At 57.4% G+C, this 17,660-nt stretch carries 17 protein-coding genes, 1 tRNA gene and 2 pseudogenes; 13 read left to right on the top strand and 7 right to left on the bottom strand.

What is annotated here, in order from left to right; translation table 11 throughout:
* The first annotated feature begins 24 nt into the window (after positions 1-24).
* The 8 genes from atzF to D8U73_RS29275 all read left to right on the top strand — a co-directional run bounded on the left by atzF (position 25) and on the right by D8U73_RS29275 (position 7,433).
* Complete coding sequence (gene atzF, locus D8U73_RS25690) at positions 25-1,803, top strand: allophanate hydrolase (protein WP_130906101.1); 1,779 nt, start codon at positions 25-27, stop codon at positions 1,801-1,803.
* A gap of 220 nt (positions 1,804-2,023) precedes the next feature.
* Positions 2,024-3,517 (top strand): sensor domain-containing diguanylate cyclase, encoded by a 1,494-nt coding sequence (locus D8U73_RS25685; protein WP_130906100.1) that lies wholly within the window; start codon positions 2,024-2,026, stop codon positions 3,515-3,517.
* The gene (locus D8U73_RS25680) at positions 3,504-3,728 is read left to right on the top strand and encodes a cysteine-rich CWC family protein (protein WP_130906099.1); all 225 of its coding nucleotides are present in this window, start codon (positions 3,504-3,506) and stop codon (positions 3,726-3,728) included. Before D8U73_RS25685 ends, D8U73_RS25680 begins: the two co-directional genes overlap by 14 nt.
* 33 nt (positions 3,729-3,761) lie before the next feature.
* Positions 3,762-4,454, top strand: a complete 693-nt coding sequence (locus D8U73_RS25675; protein ID WP_056856044.1) for a pseudouridine synthase — start codon at positions 3,762-3,764, stop codon at positions 4,452-4,454.
* 313 nt (positions 4,455-4,767) lie between these two features.
* Entirely contained in the window at positions 4,768-5,652 is an 885-nt protein-coding gene (locus tag D8U73_RS25670; RefSeq protein WP_056856045.1) for an alpha/beta hydrolase, read from the top strand.
* A gap of 158 nt (positions 5,653-5,810) precedes the next feature.
* A tRNA-Gly gene (locus D8U73_RS25665) sits at positions 5,811-5,884 on the top strand.
* A gap of 668 nt (positions 5,885-6,552) precedes the next feature.
* Entirely contained in the window at positions 6,553-7,278 is a 726-nt protein-coding gene (locus D8U73_RS25655; protein ID WP_130906114.1) for a zeta toxin family protein, read from the top strand.
* A complete protein-coding gene (locus tag D8U73_RS29275; protein ID WP_177434503.1) occupies positions 7,275-7,433 on the top strand; it encodes a hypothetical protein in 159 nt (52 codons plus the stop codon). The genes D8U73_RS25655 and D8U73_RS29275 overlap by 4 nt, the downstream gene beginning before the upstream one ends.
* 285 nt (positions 7,434-7,718) lie before the next feature.
* Here the strand turns inward: D8U73_RS29275 and D8U73_RS25650 are convergent.
* Positions 7,719-9,075, bottom strand: a pseudogene (locus tag D8U73_RS25650) (IS1182 family transposase).
* 195 nt (positions 9,076-9,270) lie between these two features.
* Between D8U73_RS25650 and D8U73_RS25645 the strand changes: the two are divergent.
* The 4 genes and pseudogenes from D8U73_RS25645 to D8U73_RS29270 form a co-directional block, all read left to right on the top strand.
* Positions 9,271-9,351, top strand: a pseudogene (locus D8U73_RS25645) (type II toxin-antitoxin system HicB family antitoxin); the annotation flags it as partial.
* A gap of 93 nt (positions 9,352-9,444) precedes the next feature.
* The gene (locus D8U73_RS25640) at positions 9,445-10,389 is read left to right on the top strand and encodes an RHS repeat-associated core domain-containing protein (RefSeq protein ID WP_130906098.1); all 945 of its coding nucleotides are present in this window, start codon (positions 9,445-9,447) and stop codon (positions 10,387-10,389) included.
* A gap of 472 nt (positions 10,390-10,861) precedes the next feature.
* The gene (locus tag D8U73_RS25635) at positions 10,862-11,131 is read left to right on the top strand and encodes a short-chain dehydrogenase (RefSeq protein WP_130906097.1); all 270 of its coding nucleotides are present in this window, start codon (positions 10,862-10,864) and stop codon (positions 11,129-11,131) included.
* A 229-nt stretch (positions 11,132-11,360) separates the two neighbouring features.
* Positions 11,361-11,522 (top strand): hypothetical protein, encoded by a 162-nt coding sequence (locus tag D8U73_RS29270; protein ID WP_177435542.1) that lies wholly within the window; start codon positions 11,361-11,363, stop codon positions 11,520-11,522.
* A 53-nt stretch (positions 11,523-11,575) separates the two neighbouring features.
* On the opposite strand, the gene tam is transcribed toward D8U73_RS29270, so the two are convergent.
* Complete coding sequence (gene tam / locus D8U73_RS25630) at positions 11,576-12,346, bottom strand: trans-aconitate 2-methyltransferase (protein ID WP_130906096.1); 771 nt, start codon at positions 12,344-12,346, stop codon at positions 11,576-11,578.
* Between the two features lie 183 nt (positions 12,347-12,529).
* Between tam and D8U73_RS25625 the strand changes: the two genes are divergently transcribed.
* Positions 12,530-12,940 (top strand): low affinity iron permease family protein, encoded by a 411-nt coding sequence (locus tag D8U73_RS25625; RefSeq protein WP_056856052.1) that lies wholly within the window; start codon positions 12,530-12,532, stop codon positions 12,938-12,940.
* Between the two features lie 40 nt (positions 12,941-12,980).
* Here D8U73_RS25625 and D8U73_RS25620 read toward each other — a convergent pair whose 3' ends face one another.
* The 5 genes from D8U73_RS25620 to D8U73_RS25600 form a co-directional block, all read right to left on the bottom strand.
* The gene (locus D8U73_RS25620) at positions 12,981-13,484 is read right to left on the bottom strand and encodes a DUF4142 domain-containing protein (protein ID WP_130906095.1); all 504 of its coding nucleotides are present in this window, start codon (positions 13,482-13,484) and stop codon (positions 12,981-12,983) included.
* A 72-nt stretch (positions 13,485-13,556) separates the two neighbouring features.
* Entirely contained in the window at positions 13,557-13,712 is a 156-nt protein-coding gene (locus D8U73_RS25615; RefSeq protein WP_082557648.1) for a KGG domain-containing protein, read from the bottom strand.
* Positions 13,713-13,828: 116 nt separating this feature from the next.
* A complete protein-coding gene (locus tag D8U73_RS25610; RefSeq protein WP_130906094.1) occupies positions 13,829-15,175 on the bottom strand; it encodes a GGDEF domain-containing protein in 1,347 nt (448 codons plus the stop codon).
* Positions 15,176-15,257: 82 nt separating this feature from the next.
* Positions 15,258-15,896, bottom strand: coding sequence for a LysE family translocator (locus tag D8U73_RS25605; RefSeq protein ID WP_130906093.1), 639 nt, complete (start codon positions 15,894-15,896; stop codon positions 15,258-15,260).
* 409 nt (positions 15,897-16,305) lie between these two features.
* Positions 16,306-17,637 carry an MFS transporter gene (locus D8U73_RS25600; protein ID WP_130906092.1) on the bottom strand — a complete coding sequence of 444 codons (1,332 nt, stop codon included), beginning with the start codon at positions 17,635-17,637 and terminating at the stop codon, positions 16,306-16,308.
* Between the last annotated feature and the right edge of the window lie 23 nt (positions 17,638-17,660).

Raw genomic sequence — 17,660 nt, 5'->3', positions numbered from 1 at the left:
CCCATTTTGAAAAGGACGCACACCATGAACATCAATCTGCAACTCGACGCCCTGCGCAACGCCTACCGCGACGGCAGCACCACACCTCGGCAATTGCTGCTGAGCCTGCGGGACAAAGCCGCAGCGCTGAACCCGGACTACCACCTGTTCATCCACTTGCTGAGTGTCGAAGAACTGGAACCCTATCTAGCCGCGCTCGACGGTCGAGAAATCGACAGCCTGCCGCTGTACGGCGTGCCGTTCGCGATCAAAGACAATATTGATCTGGCGGGCGTTCCGACCACGGCGGCTTGCCCGGCCTTTGCCTACGTACCGCAACGTTCGGCCACTATCGTCGAACAACTGCTGGCGCTGGGCGCGGTGCCGCTGGGCAAGACCAATCTCGATCAATTCGCTACCGGCCTCAACGGCAGTCGTTCGCCCTATGGCGCGTGCCCGAACAGCGTGTTGCCGGAATATCCGTCGGGCGGTTCCAGTGCCGGTTCTTCGTTGGCAGTAGCGCTCGGTGTCGCGAGTTTTGCCTTGGGCACCGACACCGCAGGCTCCGGACGCGTCCCGGCGGCGCTGAACAATCTGGTCGGGATGAAAGCCACCAAGGGCCTGATCTCCACCGCCGGGGTAGTGCCGGCCTGTCGTACGCTGGACTGCGTGACCACGTTTACCGCGACCGCCCGCGAAGCCAGTCAGTTGCTGGCATTGACCGCCCGACTCGACCCAAGGGATGAGTACAGCCGCAGCAACCCACTGTGGAATGACGGCTCGGCGTTTGGTGTCGTGCGTCCGTTCCGCTTTGGTGTGCCGCGGGCGCAAGACCTGGAGTTCTTCGGCTGCACCGAGGGGCCGGTGCTGTTCGCCGAGGCCATCGATCAGCTCAAGGCATTGGGCGGTGAAGCCGTTGAGCTCGACCTGTCGCCCTTCCTTGAAGCCGCGCGCCTGTTGTATGAAGGCCCCTGGGTGGCTGAGCGCTACAGCGTGGCCGGCGAGTTGATGGCGCAAAATCCCGAGGCCGTGTTGCCGGTGATCCGCGCCGTGCTGGCCAAGGCCCCGGCTGTCAGTGGCGTGCAAACCTTCCGCGCCCAATACCGTCTGCAAGCGTTGAAAGCCCTGTGCGACAAGGCGCTGGAAAATCTCGACTGCGTGATCACGCCAACCATCGGCCGCCCGGTCACACTGGCAGAACTCGCCGCCGAACCAGTCCAGCGTAATTCCGAATTGGGCTACTACACCAATTTCATGAACCTGTTGGACTACGCCGCTGTGGCCGTGCCCAGCGCTTTCATGGGCAACGGTTTGCCTTGGGGTGTGACACTGTTTGGTCGGGCGTTTACCGATCAATACCTGTTGAGCGTGGCCGCTGGTTTGCAGCGCCAGCAGGGTTTGTCTGCCCCTGCTCCGACATCCGTGGCGCGCAATGATCGTGCGCGGCTGGTGGTCTGCGGCGCACACCTGGACGGGCTGGCGCTGAACTGGCAGCTCAAGCAGCGCGGCGCTCGATGGGTGGAAACGACAACCAGCTCACCCGACTATCAACTCTACGCCTTGGCCGGTGGCCCGCCGTTTCGTCCGGGCATGGTTCGGGTGAAGGAAGGTGGCGTGGCCATCGCCGTTGAAGTGTGGGAATTGCTGAGCAGTGAACTTGGCTCATTCCTGATCGGGATTCCCGCACCGCTGGGATTGGGCAAGGTGCAGCTGGCAGACGGGCGTTGGGAGAGCGGGTTTATCTGCGAATCGTATGGACTGGAAGGGGCGGTGAATATCAGCCACCTGGGCGGCTGGCGTGCCTACCTGAAAACCCTCGCCTGACTGATCGTTCCCACGCTCTGCGTGGGAACGCTCCTGTGACGCTCCGCGTCACCGGGGCGAAGGGACGCGGAGCGTCCCTGGCGGCGTTCCCACGCGGAGCGTGGGAACGATCAAACCCTCCAACTGTGTGGGAACGACCATTCGCGGCGTACATGGAGCAGTTATTTTCGGCGACAGCCCTTAGAATATCTGCCATCGGATTACTGACAATGGAATTGCCATGCCGCTCCGCTCGCCGCTGTATTCTCAACGCTGGTTGATACTCACGCTGATCGGGTTGCTGGGCGCAGGTTTCCTGGCCACGTCATTCCTCAGTTACTACGCCTCGCGGGCATCAATCCGCGACAACATCGTCAACACCGAACTGCCGCTGACTTCCGATACGGTGTACTCGGAAATCCAGAAAGACCTTGTCAGACCGATCCTGATTTCCTCGATGATGTCCCGTGACACCTTCATGCGCGACTGGGTGGTCAACGGTGAAAAAGACACCGATCAAATGACCCGTTATCTCAACGAGGTCATGACCCACTACGGCGCCTACACCGCGTTTTTCGTCTCCAACACCAGCCTGACTTACTACCACGCCAAAGGAGTGCTCAAGCAGGTCAAGGCCACCGAACCGCGAGATGCCTGGTATTTTCGGGTGCGTGACATGAAGGATCCCTACGAGATCAACGTCGACCCGGACCTCGCCAACAAGGACAACCTGACCGTCTTCATCAACTACAAAGTCTACGACTACAACAACCGTTTCATCGGTGCCGCCGGTGTCGGGCTCACGGTCGATGCAGTGATAAAACTGATCGACAAGTACCAACAGCATTATCAGCGCAGTGTGTACTTCGTCGACACCTTTGGGCGGCTGGTACTCACCGGTGCCGAAGGGGGTCCGCAAGGCGCCCAGGCCGGGCAGCCTCTGGGCGAACTTGAAAGCATGAAAAACCTGGTCAGCCAGTTGCCCAAGCCCCACAGCGGCAGCTACGAATATTCCGGCCAGGGCCAGGGCCATTTCCTCAACGTGCGGTTCATCCCGGAGCTGAACTGGTATCTGTTCGTCGACAAACTCGAAGACGGTGACCTCAGTGACATCCGTCGCTCGCTGTACCTCAACCTGCTGATTTGCCTGGTGGTCACCCTGAGCGTGCTGACCCTGCTCAACCGGGTGATCAAGCGCTATCAGAGCCGAATCCAGGCCCAGGCCACCCTCGACAGCCTGACCGAGTTGCCCAATCGCCGAGGCTTCGATCTGCTGGCTGCACAAGCGATGCACGAAGCTCAGCGCGAACCGAAGCCGCTGACGACGTTGCTGCTGGATCTGGACCACTTCAAGGCACTGAACGACACCTACGGCCACCTTGCCGGCGATCAGGTGCTGATCGGCTTTGCGCGGGATCTGGAAAGCTGTCTGCGGCATTCCGACATTGTCTGCCGCTGGGGCGGTGAAGAATTCATCGTGATGCTCAAGGACACCGACGCTGAGACGGGTCTGAAAATCGCCGAGAAAATTCGCCGGCACGTGGAACAGCAACGTTATGCCTACAACGGCAACGTGCTGCATCTGACAGTCAGCATCGGCCTGACTACCCTGCAAGCCAACGACACCTTGCACACCCTGCTGTCGCGGGCCGATCATGCGATGTATCGGGCCAAACAAAGTGGCCGCAATCGAACCTGCGTGGAAAAGCCTCACTCCCGTTATGAACCAGCCTGATCTGTGCCCCGCTTGCGGCGCCCCCAACGACTGCACCCTGGCCGATCCGCGAACTGCCGATCGGGCGTGTTGGTGTTATGGCGTCAGTATCGACCCGGCGGTGCTCCAGGCACTGCCGGCCGAACTGCGCAACGCTTCATGTCTGTGCCCGCGCTGCGCTGAGGTCGAGGCGCAGTTGCAGTTGCAAGCAGCGGCTCGACCGATCGAGTAAGATGCGCGGCCCTTTTATCGCCGATATTCAACCATGCGCGTCGACCGTTTCCTCAGCAACCTGTCGTGCTTCAACCGTAAGCAAGTGCGCCTGTTGCTGGTGGAAAAACGCGTGCGGGTCGACGGAAAAGTCGTCAGCGATCCACACAGTGAGGTCCGTGAATTCAGCCGCGTTGAAGTCGACAATGACGTACTGCAAGCCGGTAAACCGTTGCGTCACTTCATGCTGCACAAGCCTGCCGGTTGCGTCAGCGCCACCCGCGACTCGCAACACCCGACCGTTCTCGACCTGATCCACGAGCCGGACAAAGACGAGCTGCACATTGCCGGGCGCCTGGACTACAACACCACCGGCCTGATGCTGATCACCAACGACGGCAGCTGGTCACGACGCCTGACCCAACCGCAGACCAAACTGCCGAAGGTCTATTTCGTTGAAACCGAACAGGACATCGGCCCCGAATACGCAATCAAATTCCACGAAGGCCTGTACTTCGCCTTCGAAAACCTCACCACCCAACCCGCCGAACTGGAGCTGCTCGCACCAAAGTGCGCACGCTTGAGCATCGTCGAAGGCCGCTATCACCAGGTCAAGCGTATGTTCGGCCACTTCAACAACAAAGTGCTGCGCCTGCACCGCGAACGCATGGGCCCGCTGGCACTCGACACCTCGCTAAAACCGGGCGAATACCGCGCTTTAAGCGCCGAAGAGATCCAATCGATCTAAGCAGCCTACCGCTCAGCAGAAGTTGTCGAACAATTTACCAGCGGCACTTGCGCAAAGATGTGACCCCTGCTTGAATCAGGACGTCGGCCCGAATTGTGACCGACGAGTCACAACATACTTCTAAGAAACTTTTTGCCGGTAGGGACCCTTGGGTTCCGGCCTCACCCGGCAGACTGCCCGCCAATAACAATACCCGTCGACCGGACTGCACTGGATCGACATGGGCCTCCAAATTCCAAGGCATATGCCTACCTGTCACAAAGCTCGTGCAATCTCTTTTGCGCGCATACCCGCTTGCCAGGAGTCTTATGACATGAGGCCAGAAATCGCTGTGCTGGATATACAGGGTCAGTATCGGGTTTACACGGAGTTCTATCGCGCAGACGCCGCAGAGAAGACCATTATCTTGGTCAACGGCTCGATGGCCACGACTGCGTCGTTTGCACAAACCGTGAAAAACCTCCATCCGCAATTCAATGTGGTCTGCTACGACCAGCCCTACGCGGGCAAATCAAAAGCCCACAACCTGCATGAGAAATTGCTGACCAAGGAAGTCGAAGGGCAGATCCTCCTGGAGCTGATCGACCACTTCGCCGCCGAACACGTGCTGTCGTTTTCCTGGGGTGGCGCCGCGACCCTCGTCGCCCTCGCCCAACGGCCACGGCGCATCGAAAAAGCCGTGATCAGCTCGTTCTCGCCGGAGATCAACGCGCACATGCTCGACTATCTCGAGCGCGGTGTGGACTACCTCGGCAGCCGTGATGGCGACCGGGTCGGCAACCTGGTCAACAGCACCATTGGCAAACACCTGCCGACGTTGTTCAAGCGCTTCAACTACCGGCACGTCAGCAGCCTGGCCGATCACGAATACGGGCAGATGCATTTCCACATCAGCGATCTGTTGCACAGCGACCGCCAGTGCTTTTTCAAAGCGGCAGAGAAAATCAATGTGCCGGTGCTGTTCATGAATGGCGAATGGGACGAATACACCGCCGCCGATGGCGCCCGGTTGTTCGCCAACCACGTGCAACACGCCACTTTCACCACCCTTGAGGCCACCGGCCACTTTCTCGACATGGAACACAAAGCTGCCTGCCGAGACAGCCGCAACGCACTGATTGGGTTCCTGAAGCCGGCGCAGCACGAAAGCCGACCGCGTTACCACTACGTCCAGGACCACCATGCATTGGCCATCTGAAACAGCGTCATCGCGAGCAAGCCCGGTTCCGCAGGAACGAGGCTTGCCCGCGAATGACCGTCTCAGGTCCTTGTAGTGTTTCACCTGCGCTAAAGCCGTATCGCGCAAAGAAAAACTTCATTTCCACACGCACATCTGGTACAAAGTCACCGCTCTGAGCGGGTGTCGTATAATGGCATTACTCCAGCTTCCCAAGCTGATAACGAGGGTTCGATTCCCTTCACCCGCTCCACATCGTCTTTCCATGGACGTCTATACAAGTCCACGGAACGCATGCAAGTCACTGAGCTGATATGGATTTTTTCCTAGCCTCGTTCCAGTGACATCCAGCGAAAACCACTGACTACCGGTCTTTTCTGGTACATAAAGTGGTACATCAATGCAGTTTTTTTCGCGTATCGCATTGTGGCTGGAGGAGCCATCCCCAAGGGATAACCATCGCATCCAACTCTAATTCTGAGGGTTGGAAATGCTCACCGATTTCAAAATCCGCCAAGCCAAATCCACTGGTAAAAACTTTTTGCTTGCCGATTGCGTGTGGTCTATCCCTGTTCGTCTCAAGCCGCCAGCGGCGGGTGGACACTCAGCCAAGGAGTTGAGCGCATATCAGCGTATTGAAGATAATCATGCTCGGTAAATGATCAGCCGGGAATTGGGCCATGAAAGGATACAAATCACCGCAACGTATCTCGGCAGGTAGTTCGGCGAAGCTGTTAGATTCGTCATCTCGAGGTCTCACCATCTCCAGTTTACTAACACTTAGACAGGGCCAGAGTGGCGGATTGCGCCATTGTATTCACTGCCCTTCCTGGGTGTCGCATGCGATACCGGAGCACAAATGGGAAATCACCAGTCACTCGAAAAGGGTTTTCATTGGTGCAGCAAGACAAAAGGCATGAGATGACGGGAGAAGAGCAGGCCATCTGGGATGACGCGATCAGGTTTGCCCGATCGAACAAGAAGGCTATTGGTAAACGACTCACGGATCAGAGCAAGTATCCGCCCGAAAAGGAGCCTGTTTCGGTTTTCATGGCAGGGTCGCCCGGTGCCGGCAAAACAGAAGCATCCTTAGCCCTGCTCAACCTTTTCTCCGATACGCCCATCTTACGAATTGATCCAGACGAGCTCAGAAGCGAATTTGAAGCGTATCGAGGTGGCAACGCCTGGCTTTTCCAAGGCGCCATTTCGATCCTAGTTGGAAAGCTGATTGACCTCGCCCTAGAGCGAAAGCAATCCTTCCTGCTGGACGGGACGTTTTCAAATATCGAGATCGCGAGGAAAAACGTGCGGCGGTGTTTGGGTAAGGGAAGATTTGTGCAAATTCTCTACGTCTATCAAGACCCTGGGCTTGCCTGGTCCTTTGTGAAGGCTCGAGAGGAGGCTGAAGGACGACGGATTCGACCGGAGCATTTCGTCGAGCAGTATTTCGCAGCACGTGACGTGGTAAACACCCTTAAGCTAGAGTTTGGCAAGGATCTTCATGTCGATCTGCTTGTGAAGCATATTGATAACACTGGACGCCTCTACAAGGCTGGCGTCGACAAGATCGACTACCATATCCCCGAGAAGCATTCGACATACGAACTGATGACCATGCTTGGGATAAACGACGGAGCAAACCCATGAAATTCGGATCCATAAAGGAGTCCACGAGTCCATTCGCAGACTTCATTCGGAATGCAAAATCAGAAGAGAAAAAGCGCGTTTACAGCGAAGTGTTGACCGAAGCCACTAAAAAGCAGAATGAAGTTATGCTGGCGGCGCGTGAAAAGCAGGCCTGATAACGATCTGATTTCAAAAAAAGCCCGGCCGAGTGTCGGGCTTTTTCATTTTGCCGACGACCCCATCTCGGTACTGCCGATTATCGTAATCCATTAGCTACTAGTCGCGAGCGGTAGCATTCGGCCGATTCTGTTGAAAAAATCGGATTTTCAAATGGCCTGAACTCAGGCACGACCACCACCGGAGAACCTACTCACCACAATGAGTGGTTTTTCGGCCCTTCGGTGACCTTTGCTGCTCTGTTATTGGGTTAATTTGAGGTTTTTTGCTGAGTGCAGGCGCACCTATCCCGTGGCGGGTGGCCTTTGAGATGTAAATTTAGCCAGCCGTCGCAGGTTCTGCACCGCAGCGGCCAGCGTGAATTCATCTGTCGCACCATTCATGCCACGTAGCCGCAGGCGATCCAGTTTCAGGATGCGCTTGAGGTGGGCAAACAACATTTCGACCTTCTTGCGTTCGTGGCGAGAGCGCTGCGATTCGCCGAGCCACATCACGAGCGGCTTCATGGACGCTGCGGGCGATCTTGCGGAACGCTGTGTTCGGGCAGCACTTGGCTTTCATCGGACAGGCAACGCAGTCGGTCTGCCGGGATCGGAAGATGATGGTGTTGGCTTTGGTGACGTGCGAACGCTCGTTCTTGAAGGCTCGCCATTCGCTACATAATGCATTGCCGGCCGGACAGAGGTATTCCTCAGCCTCTTCATTCCAGTGGAAATTGTTGCTCGAAAAACTATCGTTCTTGCGCTCGGTTTTGTCCCACACCGGCACATGTGGCTCGATGTCTTTTTCCTCCACCATCCAGGCCAGCATCGGCGCGGTACCGTAAGCGGTGTCGCCAATGAGGCGTTCCGGCTTGATGTCGAACTGCGCTTCGACCCGGTCGATCATCGTCTTGGTGCTCTCGACTTCGGCCGTGCGATGAGCGGGTGTGGGTTCCACATCCATGATCACGCCGTGCTCGGTATCGATCAGATAATTCGTAGAATAAGCGTAGAAAGCTGGGCCGCCTGGAGCTGCGGTCCAGCGGGCCTGAGGATCCGTCAGCGATAGGCGCTTCGGTAGCGTTTCGGCCAGAGCCTCTTCATCGAGTGCCTCAAGATACTCACGCACGGCGCGGGTGCTCAGGGCCGGATCGCTCCAGTTGATCGGTTCATCTCCCGGTACCCCGCGCTGCCGACTCGCATCCGCTTTGATGATGCTGGCGTCCACGGCAAAGCCTTCGCCCTTGACCAGACCGGCGTCCATGCAGCGACGCAGCACTTCATTGAACAACCAGCGAAACAGATCACTGTCCCGAAAACGGCAGTGTCGATTTTTGGAAAAGGTCGAGTGATTGGGGACTTCATCTTCAAGACTTAACCGGCAGAACCAGCGATACGCCAGGTTCAAATGGGCCTCTTCGCACAGCCGCCGCTCGGAGCGAATACCGTAGCAATAGCCCACGATCAGCATGCGGATCATCAACTCTGGGTCAATCGAAGGACGCCCAATTGGGCTTTAAAAATCGGCGAGGTAATGGCGCAAATCGCTCAGATCGAGACACCGATCAACGCTACGCAGAATGTGATTGGCGGGGATGTGGTCTTCAAGGTTGAACGAGTAAAACAGCCGCTCCTGACCACTCGATAACTGTCCCATCATACTGCGTGCTTCCCTGCTGGCCGATGCGCGGATTTTGCCGCAGGCCAGACAGGGGAGCTACTTTTTCAACAGAATCGGCCGATTGCGGCCTGTAGCGAAGGACTGCAATCGACCCAAACCTACCTGTCAATACGGGCAAAATCGGCCAGGAGCGGGTGTTTAGAGTAACAAAAATAAATCTGTCCCCTTTTCACTTTTCTACTGCACCATCCGGAAGAGAAGAGCCGTTCGGGTTTTCTGGCGTCGGCAGCGCTCAAGGTGTTGCAGCAGGGCTAAGGGATGCAGGCACGATCACTATCACTTCTGCTAGTACAAGAGATGTCTTTCATACTGTAAAAACAGCGATGCCGCCTCTTCTTCGAGCATCCCATGACCACGCCCATTCGAGTTATCCAAAACAGCGGAAAAACGATTCTGCTTGCGACCAGTCAGAACCAGTCCGTCATGGCGGAAGTGATTCGAGGCATTGCAAACCCAATGGCATACACAGCCTATGGACACCTCTCAGCCCTTCGTCTTACTTCAACGCATCTGGGTTTCAACGGCGAACTTAGAGATCCGCACACTCGTTGGTATCTGCTCGGCAACGGTTATCGGGCCTATAACCCAGTGCTGATGCGTTTCCACAGCCCAGACAAGCTGAGCCCGTTCGGGGCTGGTGGATTGAACTCATATATGTACTGCGCTGCAGACCCCATCAATCATCGTGACCCAACTGGACGCTTCGCTATACCGGGTTTCCTCATCTCACTAGGGGGATATGCAGGCGGGATTTCCTCGTTTGGGGGGATTGGACTTTCATTGACCAACAGTGCCCGATTTAGCGGGCAAGGCACTTTGGCCCTTGGTACAGGGGCCGCTGGCGTTTTGCTCGGTGCCGCGGTGATTGCAAATCCTGCCACAGCAATAGCGCCGGTTCTGGCGAGTGTGAGTATGGTCGCAGGGGGAGCGGGCATAGCGCTGGGTTACAGGACTGCACGTGCAGCAACGGCAACTGGAACCCAATGGTTCCAGTCGGTGGCTCGATCCTTAGATAATCCACCGCGATACTCAACTTTATCGTTACTCGATCAGCCTCCATCATTCTCCAGCCTGGACTTGAGTCCGCCACCGCCATACAGCCCACCCAGAGTTTCAAATCAGATTGCCCCCACGCATTCAACTGTACGCACGACTCCGCAACAGCCAGGGCAAAGAGCAAGCTCTACGAGACATCAGAAGACCATCTTGGAGACCACACAAATGAGAGAGCTGCCTCGCCTGCAATTCATAGATGAAACAAAATCCGCAGGCAAAAAAATCAGAACCCCATAGTTCGGGTTTTCTGGCCTCGGCGGCACTCAAGGTATTGCAACAAGGCTAAGCGTGGTCCAGCGATGTATCGACCGGCCCTCAGTAGCCGGTTTTATTTGGACGGGATTGGGTGAAAGCGTGCTTTGAGCGGGCGCTTCGCCGTGCGTATTGCAGATAAAGCAACGTCCTACAATAGTCTGGGAAATGTCCGTACACTTGCGCATTGCTGTGCCTTTGTCATGAGACCTATAGTCCGGGCACGCCCAAATGGCGTGTCGGGTTTGGCGACTTGACGATACGGTGCAGAAGCTTCCGAGCAGTTATCGGTGTGCTTTTGAACGCAATGTGCTGCCAGTTTTTTGGTAGCTGTGCGTGGGAGATCCCAGGATCTGCCGGTTTTGCCGTGTCCCGGTTCGCCAACCCGCGTACAGCTGCCACCCTATTGTTTGGCGACGATGGAGTGGTTAATTCGCAAATTACACGGATACCGCTCATGAACGAATACATGGCTTTAACCAGCAACGCCGACGACCTCCCCACGTTTTACGTCAACACCACCCAACCTCTGCACTCCCTGCTCAGCAGCGCCCGTTATCGAATCGGTGCCGTTACGCAGGTTCTCGAAAACCTCGCGATGCGCGGTGAAATCAGCAGCGACTCGGTCATCCTCAGCGATTTCGCGTTGTTGTGCTGCATATCTTTGCGCGATGGCTGCGATGTGCTGGACGTCATTGCCCGTCGAATGGATGCAGAACCCTCCTGATTGCATAATGGCCCTGTGCAGGAGCCGGCTCGCTGGCGATAGCATCTTCACGATCGCCATCGCTGGCAAGCCAGCTCCCACAGGTATTGTGCCGACCGGCTCCTACGAAGAGCGATTCAAGCACCGATGATGATGTTGGTTGCGTGCAGCGCTGAAAGCCGCCCGTATATTTTGCGTAAGGATCGGCGTGCGCCAGTAAAGAAGGCGTAGCAAGGCGTTGAGACCGTAAATGGATGTCTTATCCTCTGGGCTCACCCTTCGCATCGAGATCAGCATGGAAAGTTCAGAGTTGGGGATCATGATCATTTCAATGATCGGGTTGTTCGGCTTTGCTTCATTTGTTTTTGAATACTTGAGCGCCAGGCGCTCAAAGAAAAGCAAACCGCAGTGATTTTCTCAGCGGTCAAAAATAGGGACAGATGACTCATCTGTCCCTATTTCGCTTCAGCGCGTCGCCACCATGAACAGCCGTGGAAACGGCAACAGCACCGATCCGTCGCTCAACGCAGGGTAGGCCTTTTCGATAGCTGTCTGATATTGCTTGAGGTATTGCGCCCGCTCGGCCTCATTCAGCGGCTCGAGAAACGGCCGCAAACCGCTGCCCTTGAACCACTCGACGACGCCCGAGGCGCCGCCCGCGAGTGGATGATGGTAGGTGGTGCGCCACACATCGACGCGGGTGCAGCAGGCTTTCAGTATCGAGTAGTAACCGCTTGCACTTTCAATGTCGGTTCGCTGGCCGGCGGCGTTCGCCAATTTGCCTGCCCATGGCCCATCAGCAGCCACTTCGCGCATCAAGCGGTGGGAGTGCTCATTGATATTGTCCGGCATCTGGATTGCCAGGCTGCCACCGGGTGCAAGTTTATTCACCAGCGAAGGCAGCAATGTGGCGTGATCAGGTACCCACTGCAGCACCGCGTTGGCGAAGATCACATCGAACGGGCCGTTGTCGTTCCAGGTGTCGATGTCGGCAACATCAAACCGCACGTTGGGCAGGCGCTTGCGTGCGGCCTCGATCATGTCGGCCGAACTGTCCAGCCCTCGCACTGTGGCACCGGCGAAGCGCTCCACCAGCAACTCGGTCGAGTTGCCCGGGCCGCACCCGATATCGATGGCCGAACGCACGTCCCCGGCGGGAATCGCCGCCAGCAGGTCACGGGCCGGACGGGTGCGTTCATCTTCAAAAGCGACGTATTGTTTGGCGGACCAACTCATTGCGTTCTCCTGTCGGTGCGTTGTCATGATCAGAGTCGACAACCGGTTAGCTACGATACCGCGATGCGCGCTGCCAGTGGATGCAGAACTAGGCTTTTCCAGTTGTACGTCAACCCCGGCCGAATTTTCATCTGCCCCCCGATGTCTGAATTTCAGGTTCATCCCTAATAAGGAAACACGGCCATGAAATTCGCAAAAATCGCGCAGAAACTCGCCCTGTGGGCCGGTAGCCCCACCACGTTCCTGGGAGCGATCATTCTGATTTTTTTGTGGGCGGTGAGCGGTCCGTTTTTTGGTTACAACGACACCTGGCAACTGGTCATCAATACCTCGACCACCATCATTACGTTCCTGATGGTGTTCCTGATCCAGAACACGCAGAACCGTGACACCGACATTTTGCATCTGAAGGTCGACGAGTTGCTGCGGGTGACGAAGGAAGCGCAGAACGCGATGCTCGGGCTCGAAGCACTGGACCTCAAGGAACTGGAGGCGCTGAGAAAGCGCTATCGCAGCCTCGGCGAGGGGCAGACCATTGAACTGGAAGGCACGGTTGTCGAAGAAAAGGGCAAGTCTGGTTTGAAGGACTGCTGAAATGCGCAGGCGACCGATGTCGCCTGCGCAATACCAAAAGCTAGCGGCTGGCTTGCAGCGCCCTGGCCATTTGCAGATGGTTCTGCAGTTTGGGCAGGGTTTCTTCGGCGAATGCCTTGATTTGTGGCACGTCGGTGGTTTGCGCCGTTTGCTCAAGCTGCTCGATGGCTTCTTGAGTGGTCTTCACCTGGCTCGCCGCGTAGGCCTTATCGAACGTTTCGCCATCCATCACTTGCGGCATCAGGGCCTTGGCCTTCTCCACCACTTCTTCACGGGGAGCCACAGGCAGATCCAGCTGTTTGGCGATCTTCGCCAGGTGCTGATTGGCGGTGGTGCGGTCGTTGATCACGACGATGGTGTAATCCTTGACCTCTTTGGATTCGGATTTCTGGTGCGCCAGGCGGCTGGCTTCGATTTCTGCCACGCCTTTGGCCGAGGTATCGTTGATGAATTCGGTGGGTGTCTGGGCGAAGGCGCCAGTGGCACACAGGCCCAGTAACACGGCAAAACCGCTGTTGCGTAATCGGGTGGCCATCCGGTTCATGGTCGCGCCCTCCTCTTAAAATTCAAACGGGAGCTTTCGCTCCCGCTTCTCAATCAAAACTACCAACATCCATTACTTGGATTTCTGTGCGGGCTTACGACCCATATCGGGTTTAGGCTCTTTGTCGACAGTCGTGGTGGTAGTTTTCCCACCTTTGCGACCGGCTTCAGACGCCTTCGTTCGATCGTTGGAGAAGTTTCCCGAGTTCGAGTTTCTTGAGTTAGGCATGATTCTCTACCTCTTGGTAATGATCGCGGCGAGCTGTAGCCCGCATAGAATCTGAATTTTCGCGATGCAAAAGGTTTAGAAAATCTGGAATCGCCACGACGAACGGTGAGATTTTTTCAGACGAGCCGCAGGTGTTGTTCACGCTTGGCGGTGTACATCGCTTCGTCGGCATGCCGGAACAATTGCTTTTCTTCCGTACCATGTTCTGGGTATTGCGCCACCCCGATGCTTGGCTGGATGCTCAGGCTGTGGCCGTCCAGACGCAACGGCGCGGCCAGCACCTGACGGATTTTCCCGGCCACGCAGTCGGCATCGCCTGAGGCGTGGATGCTGTGCAGCAACACCACGAATTCGTCACCGCCAATGCGCGCAACGGTATCGGTTTCGCGCACGCAGCCCTTGAGTCGATTGGCCACGGTTTGCAGGAGCATGTCGCCCACCGCATGGCCATGGGTGTCGTTGACCTGCTTGAATCGGTCGAGGTCGACATACAGCAGCGCCATGCGTCCGCAATCTGCGCGGGCCGCTTCGATTGACAGCTTTAACCGGTCACGCAGCAATTCGCGGTTAGGCAGTTGGGTCAATTGATCATATTGGGCCATGCGTTGCAGGCGTGCGTGCAATTGTTTGCGCTCGATCGCCGTCGCGACCTGGGCGCAGACGTACTGCAACAGCTCTTTATCCTGCTCGGTATAGCGCTCGCCACCGGGGATGCTTTTGACGATCAGTGCGCCGATGGTGCCGTTTTGCGAGTTCAGCGGCACACCCAGCCAGCACGGAGAATTCTGCCCGGTCACCAGTAATTCGAACCCTTCGGGTGGATTATCCTGGCCTGGGGTCAGCAGGATCGGCATGCCGCTGCGAATGACCTCGGCGCACAGACGCCCGGTCATTGTGCCGGGCTGTTCGGGTTGGGGTTCGTGATCGTCGACGTGATACGGGAAATTCAGCTGCGCGCAATGCTCGTCATACAACGCCACGGAAAAGTTCAGCGCTGGCAACCATTCACCAATGATCAGGTGGATGCGTTTGAACAACGCCAGCAGGTCTTCCGCCGCATGGGCCGCTTCCGAAATCGCGTACAGCGCCGCTTGCCGGGACTCCGCCTGCTTGCGCTCGGTAATGTCGCGGGCCACGGCGATGCGCAACTGATCGACCTCCGACCAACGCGCCGACCAAAGAATGTGCACCACCTGGCCGTCCTTGCGCAGGTAGCGGTTTTCGAAATTGAGCTTGGGCTCGCCGCCCATGATTTCGCGTGCAGCGTCCAGGGTTCGCTGGCGATCGGCCGGGTGCACCAGATCGATCATCGACTGGCCGATCAGTTCGTCAGGGCTATAGCCGAAAATGCGCTCGCAGGCGGCACTGACAAAAACGAAGCGACCCTGTTTGTCGACCGCGCAAACGGCGTCCAGCAAGAGATCGATGTAGCTCGCCATCGGAGCGGAATTTCTGGAGGTCATGGTGCCGAGCGCGTGTCCGAACAATGCAACAATATAAAAACCATCCCGTACGTGTGCGACTGATGCATCCCGGCAATCAGCGTCAAGCCTTGTTCGTCACCAGCCCCGGCAGCGCATGGGCCAAGGCGTTGATGGCGAAGCCGATGAACATCACCCCGCACAACCGGGTGATCGCCAGTTCATGCCGTTGATACAAGGTACGTACCCGGCGCGCCCCGACAATGCCGATGAGGATAGCGTAGGCGACAAGGCCGCCGACGAAGCTCAGGAAAATCAGCCAGGGCAACATCGACCAGGTCAGCAACTCGGCGCGGCTGGACAACAACGCCGTGAACGTGGCTACCGCTACCGGGTAGGCCTTGGGGTTGGTCAGGCCGAACAGGATGCCATGCCAGAACGGCTGACGCGCCGGGCCTTGCGGCGCTTGGGCACTTTGGCGGCGCACTCGTACTGCACGCCAGCCAAGCCAGAACAGATAGAGACCGCTGAGCACGCCCAGTACGTCAAACGCGGTGCTGCCGATTTCTCGCGCCCCGACAATCGCCACCAACGCGGTGCTGCACCAGATCACATCGCCCAGCAAATGCCCGCAAAGAAACCCCGCCCCTGCCCGTCGCCCATGCGCCGCGCCGATGCCAAACACAGCCAGTACGCCGGGCCCCGGAGTGATGCCGTAAATGAATCCCGAGGCGAGAACAGCCATCAGCAACGAGGGGGTCATGGGAAGTCCCTTTGAACTTTCTGGTGAATGGGCGCCAGTCTATATCAGGTCTTTAAAAGACGAATGACTGATCGTCGAAGAAGTCGCGGCAGGGACTACTAACGCCAGGATCAAAGGAAGGCACCGCCAGCGCCGTGTCAGTGAGAGGCAGGCATGCGGTGGGGGGAGTGAAGAAACAACCGCAAGGCGACATCAATTCCGCCATCACCAGCACAGCTCGCACAGGGTATTGACGGCGAATGCAAAACTGATGGCTGATGCAGTCAATGTGGGTGCGAGCGCGCTTGCGATGGCGCTGGGGTTGGCTCAGACACCGCTATTTTCGGTCATGCAAATCAAAAAGATCGCAGCCTTCGGCAGCTCACACAGGGATGCGTGGTCCTTGTGGGCTGCCGTAGCCTGCGAATCGTCAGATCTTGTCGAGCGTACGCAGCTTCTGCGGCAGCCCCCACATCAGCAGCGCCACGGCGATCAGCGCACAAACTCCAATCACATACAACGCCGGTGTGGTGCTGCCGGTCAGGTCTTTGATGCGTCCAACCATGACCGGGCTGACAATGCCGCCAAACTGACCCAGGGTGTTAATCACCGCAATCCCGCCCGCAGCTCCCGCGCCCGCACCGGCCAGCAATTTCGGTGGCAGGGTCCAGAAGCTTGGGATGGAAGCGATGATCCCGGCGCCGAGCAGGCCCAGCGCAACGATCAGGAAAGTCGTGTGGTTGGCGAAGATTCCCGCACAGAAGAAGCCGACTGCGCCCACCGCTACCAGACCCGCGACGAACTTGCGGCGCTCGCCGCAAGCATCGGACAAACGCCCAATCACCACCATGCTGATCGCACCGCAGATGTACGGAATCGCGGTCAGCAGACCAATCATCACCGGGCTCTCGGTCCCTGCGCTGCGGATCAGTTGAGGTGCCCAGAAGTTCAGGCCGTAGGACGCCACTTGAATCAGGAAGTAGATCAGGCCGAGGGTCAGGAAGCCCGGAATCCGCAGCGCCGCGAGCAGCGAGCCGCCGCTCTTATGCGGTTCATGGTGAGCGATGCGACTGGCCAGCAGTGTCTTTTCCGACGGTGTCAGCCAATGGGCGTCTTCGATGCGGTCCTTGAGCAAGGTCAGTACCAACAACCCGAGACCAATGCATGGCACGCCGCCGAGCAGGAACAACCAGTGCCAGCCACGCATTTCAAGAAAACCATCCAGGTGTTGCAACACCAGTCCGGAGAACGGTGCACCGACCAGACCGGCAAACGCCGACGCCAGGAACAACATCGACGTGATGCGCCCACGATAGTGCTGGGGGAACCACAACGTCAGGTAATACAGCACACCCGGCGCAAATCCGGCCTCCATCGCACCGATCAGGAATCGCAGGACGTAAAACTGCCATTCGCTGTTGACGAACACCATCAATGCGGTGGCCAGGCCCCAGGACATCATGATCCGGGCGATCCAGCGCCGGGCGCCGACCTTGTACAACATCATGTTGCTCGGCACTTCGAAAATCACGTAACCGACCACGAACAACCCGGCGCCGAGGCCATACGCGGTATCGCTCAGGCTCAGATCGGCCTGTAGCTGGAACTTGGCGAAGCTGATGTTGATGCGATCGAAAAAAGCGAACAGATAGCAGACCATGATCAGCGGCATCAGGCGCCAGGCGACCTTGCTGACCAGGGCTTTTTCTTCATCGTGGGTAACGGCCGGGCTCGCGCCGGCCTCCAGTGCATTAAGGCTCATTGTTTTCTCCAGGCGGACTTCCC

It is taken from the genome of Pseudomonas sp. Sample_22 (assembly GCF_004307635.1).
Lineage (GTDB): Bacteria > Pseudomonadota > Gammaproteobacteria > Pseudomonadales > Pseudomonadaceae > Aquipseudomonas.
The sequence above is the reverse complement of the archived record's forward strand: the minus strand, read 5'-3'. Positions and strand labels throughout refer to the sequence as shown.